General features: G+C 73.7%; 2 protein-coding genes. One reads left to right on the forward strand and one right to left on the reverse strand.

All coding sequences use genetic code 11. The features are described from left to right. Positions 1–2,064 (reverse strand): GNAT family N-acetyltransferase (locus VIM26_RS22085; protein WP_331955298.1); only part of this gene is annotated, 2,064 nt, incomplete at its 3' end. Between the two features lie 127 nt (positions 2,065–2,191). Here VIM26_RS22085 and VIM26_RS22090 point away from each other — a divergent pair. Further along, a complete protein-coding gene (locus tag VIM26_RS22090) occupies positions 2,192–4,663 on the forward strand; it encodes a DNA topoisomerase IV subunit A (protein WP_331955300.1) in 2,472 nt (823 codons plus the stop codon). The last annotated feature ends 60 nt before the right edge of the window (positions 4,664–4,723 follow it).

Raw genomic sequence — 4,723 nt, forward strand, 5'->3', positions numbered from 1 at the left:
GTCGGCCGCCCGCCACTTCGCGTACTTCACGACCGCCCCGAGCGAGGCGACGGCCGCCTCGGGGGTCGAGTACGCCGGAACCGTCCAGCTCCTGGCCGCGGGCTCTGGCGCGGGCTCGGCGGGCCCGTCGGAGCCTGGCGCCGCAGCCAGCTCGGTGGGCGCCGCCGGGCCGGTCGCCGTGAGGGCGTCGGTCACGCCGTGCAGGCCGAGCATGCACGCCACCGTGGCGATACCCGATCCCGCGGCCGCGCGAGCCACCGCGCGGGCCAGCCGCGGCGAGGCGGCCCCGACCGTCGGCACGTGCACCACCACGACGACGTCGCAGCTGCCGTCGCTGTAGAGCTCGCGCAGGTTGGCGCGCAGGGTCTCGTCGTCGGTGTCCTCCGAGACCCACACGACGCGGCCGCCGTGCTCGAGCCCGGCGGACACGGAGGCCTCCGCGACCAGGGCCGCCATCGACGACGAGCTCGCCACGATCGCCACCCGGCGACCGCTCGGCAGCGGCTGGTGCACGAGGAGCTGGGAGATGTCGAGCATCCGGTGCGTGTTCTGCGCGCGGATGACGCCGGACTGGCGGAACATCTCCTCGAGCGCGCGGCGCGGTGAGCGGGTGGGGCGCACGGCGTGCCCGGGCGGCACGACGTGCCCGGACTGCCCCGCGGTGACCACGACGACGGGTTTGACCGCGGACAGCCGGCGCGAGATCCGGGAGAACTTCCGCGGGTTGCCGATCGACTCGAGGATCATCGCGACGACCTCGGTAGCCGGGTCCTCCTGCCAGAACTGCATGAGGTCGTTGCCCGAGACGTCGGCGCGGTGCCCCGAGGACAGGAACGAGGACACGCCCAGCGCGCGGTTCGCGACCGAGGCCAGGATCGGGACCGCCATCGGCGCGGACTGGCAGAACAGCCCGAGCACGCCCGGCGGGGGCAGCTCCTCGGCGAGCGAGGCGTTCACCGGCGGGTCGGCGGCCGCGTCGAAGAACCCGTAGGACGCCGGGCCGACCAGCCGCATCCCGGCCGCGTGGGTCGCGCGCACGAGCGCACGCTGCAGGGCGAGCCCGGCCCCCCCGGTCTCGGCGAACCCCGTCGAGAGCACGACGACGCCCCGGACGCCGAGCGGGGCGAGGCGCCGCACGACCGCGACGACGTCGGGCGCGGGCAGGGCGACGACCGCGAGGTCGACCGGGGCCGGCACGTCCGCGAGCCGCGACCAGTAGCGGACCTCGACGCCGTCGGCTCCCGCGCCGACCTCCGGGTGCTCGGACCGCGCGCCGAGCACGTGGACCACGCCGAACCCGCCGGAGGTCGTGGTCGCGAAGGCGCGCGCGAAGAGCAGGTCCTTGGCCGAGCCGGCCACCGCGTCGCGCTGGCCGACGAGCAGCACCGTCCGCGCGCCGAGCAGCCCCTGCACGCTGCGCGCCTCGGCGCGGTGCTCGCGGTCGGCCATCACGGCCAGCGACCGGTCCGTCGGGTCGATGTCGAACGAGACGGTCACGACGCCGTCGTCGACCGTCTGGGACACGTCGTAACCCGCCTCGCGGAAGACGGCGATCATGCGCCCGTTCTGCGGGAGCACCTCGGCGGTGAACCGCCGGATGCCACGCTCGCGGGCGGCCGCTGCGAGGTGCTCGAGCAGCACCGATCCGAGCCCCCGACCGTGGTGCGCGTCGGCGATGTTGAAGGCGACCTCGGCGACGTCGGGGCCGATCTTGTCGTACCGGGCGACGCCGATGATCTGCTCGTCGGGTTCCGACGTCTCGGCGGCCGACGAGCCCGCGGCGCCGGGACCTGACTGCACCGCGATCAGCGCGACGCGGTCGTGGTGGTCGACGGTGGTGAACCGGACGAGGTCGCGGTCGGAGAGCCGCTGCAGCGCGGCGAAGAACCGCAGGTACGTCGAGCGTTCGGACTGCCCGATGTGGAATGCCTGGAGCGCCGCGGCGTCGCTCGGGGTGATCGGCCGCAGGTGCGCGGCGGCGCCGTCGCGCAGCACGACGTCGGCCTCCCAGTCGGCCGGATAGGGCGCCACCGGGACCGTGCTCACGTCTTCGGGGCAGGCCATGTGCCCAGGTTACGGGGTCGGTACCGCGTGCCTGGCTGCGAGCGCCCGGCCGCAGGAGCGAGAATGTGCCAGGCTCACGCCCCATTCGTCCGCGATTCTGCACGCACACCTGAAGGAGCCGCACCACATGGCGCGCCGCACCGCCACCCCGCCGGGACCACCCGAGGACTTCGTCGAGAACATCGTCGACATCGACGTCTCGCAGGAGATGCAGGGCTCGTTCCTGGAGTACGCGTACTCCGTCATCTATGCCCGTGCCCTGCCCGACGCGCGCGACGGCCTCAAGCCGGTCCAGCGCCGCATCCTGTACCAGATGGCCGAGATGGGGCTGCGCCCGGACCGCGCCCACGTGAAGTCGGCGCGCGTCGTCGGCGACGTGATGGGCAAGCTGCACCCGCACGGCGACGCGTCCATCTACGACGCGCTCGTGCGCCTCGCCCAGCCGTTCTCGCTGCGCCTGCCGATGGTCGACGGCCACGGCAACTTCGGCTCGCTGGACGACGGCCCGGCCGCGCCGCGGTACACCGAGGCCCGCCAGTCGCCGGCCGCGCAGGTCATGACGACGGGGCTCGACGAGGACGTCGTCGACTTCATCCCGAACTACGACAACAAGCTGGTCCAGCCCGAGGTGCTGCCCGCGGCGATCCCGAACCTGCTGGTCAACGGTGCGGCCGGGATCGCCGTCGGGATGGCCACCAACATGGCCCCGCACAACCTCGTCGAGGTGATCGCCGCGGCGCGGTACCTGGTCGGCCACCCCGAGGCCACCCTCGAGGACCTGATGCGGTTCGTGCCGGGCCCGGACCTGCCGACCGGCGGCAAGATCGTCGGTCTCGACGGGGTGCGCGACGCGTACCGCACCGGTCGCGGCCAGTTCCGCACGCGCGCGACCAGCCGGATCGAGAACGTCACGGCCAAGCGCAAGGGCATCGTCGTCACCGAGCTGCCCTACCTCGTCGGGCCCGAGCGCGTGATCGAGAAGATCAAGGAGGGCGTGCAGGCCAAGAAGCTCACCGGGATCACGAACGTCCTCGACCTCACCGACCGCCAGCACGGGCTGCGCCTGGTCATCGAGGTCAAGACGGGATTCAACCCCGAGGCCATCCTCGAGCAGCTCTACCGGTTCACCCCGCTCGAGGACTCGTTCAACATCAACAACGTCGCCCTCGTGGACGGCCAGCCGCGCACGCTCGGCCTGCGCGAGCTGCTGGTGGTCTGGGTCGACCACCGCCTGAACGTCGTGCGCCGGCGCAGCATGCACCGCCTGGCCAAGCGCACCGACCGGCTGCACCTGGTCGAGGGCATGCTGCTCGCGATCGTCGACATCGACGAGGTCATCCAGGTCATCCGCACCTCGGACGACGCCGACACCGCCCGGGCGCGGCTGCGGGAGGTCTTCGACCTGTCCGAGCCGCAGGCCGAGTACATCCTGGAGCTGCGGCTGCGCCGCCTGACCAAGTTCTCCCGGATGGAGCTCGAGAAGGAGCAGGCCCAGCTCACGCTGGAGATCGCCGAGCTGACCGCGATCCTGGCCGACGACAAGCGGCTGCGCAAGATCGTCTCGGACGAGATGGCCGACGTCGCGCGCGCCCACGGCACGCCGCGTCGCACGATCCTGCTCGACTCGGCCGGCGCCGGCGCGGTGCCGTCCGCGGCGAAGACGTCGATCTCGCTGCAGATCGAGGACGGTCCGTGCTGGGCGCTGCTGTCCGCGACCGGGCTCCTCGCCCGGACCGGGGACGCAGGCGCTCCGGCGCGCGCCGGGAGCCGGCACAAGCACGACGTCGTACGCACGGCTGTCCCGGCCACGACCCGCGGGGAGATCGGCGCGGTGACCACGCGCGGGCGCATCGTGCGCGTGCCGCTGCTGCACCTGCCGTCGCTGCCACCGACGGACGGCGCGTCGAGCCTGTCCGGCGGGGTGCCGGTGAGCGAGGTCGTGGCGCTCGAGCCGGGCGAGACGGTGCTTGCGCTCGCCTCGCTCGACCCCGCCGCACCGACCCTCGCGCTCGGGACGGCGTCGGGCGTCGTCAAGCGGGTCGCGCCCGGCGACGGCCCCCCGAACAAGGACTCGTGGGACCTGATCGCGCTCAAACCCGGTGACGAGGTCGTCGGCGCGGTCAGCGTGACCGACGCCGACGAGCTGATCCTGATCAGCTCCGAGGCCGCGCTGCTGCGGTTCGAGGCCTCGCTCGTGCGACCGCAGGGCCGCACGGCCGCCGGGATGGCGGGCATCAAGCTCGCGCCCGGCCAGCGCGTCGTCTACTTCGGCGCCACGACGACGGCGGGCGGCACGGGCGACGACGCCGACTACGCCGTCGTGACGATCGCCGGCACCGCCGCGGCACTGCCCGGAACCCAGCCCGGCTCGGTCAAGACCACCCCACTGACGGCCTACCCCGCCAAGGGGCGGGCCACCGGCGGCGTGCGCGCGCACCGGTTCCTGCGCGGCGAGGACGCCCTGCTGCTCGCCTGGGTCGGGCTCGCCCCGCCCAAGGCGACCGGATCGGCGGGCCAGCCGCTCGACCTGCCGCCGATCGACCCGCGCCGGGACGGCTCCGGGGTCCCGCTCCCCGCGCCGGTACACGCGATCGGCTGATCCGAGCCGCCCCCCTCCCCCCTCCCCCCGCAACGTCCGAGCGTTGACGTCCTATAGGAC

The sequence above is a fragment of the Pengzhenrongella sp. genome (assembly GCF_036565025.1).
GTDB lineage: Bacteria > Actinomycetota > Actinomycetes > Actinomycetales > Cellulomonadaceae > Pengzhenrongella.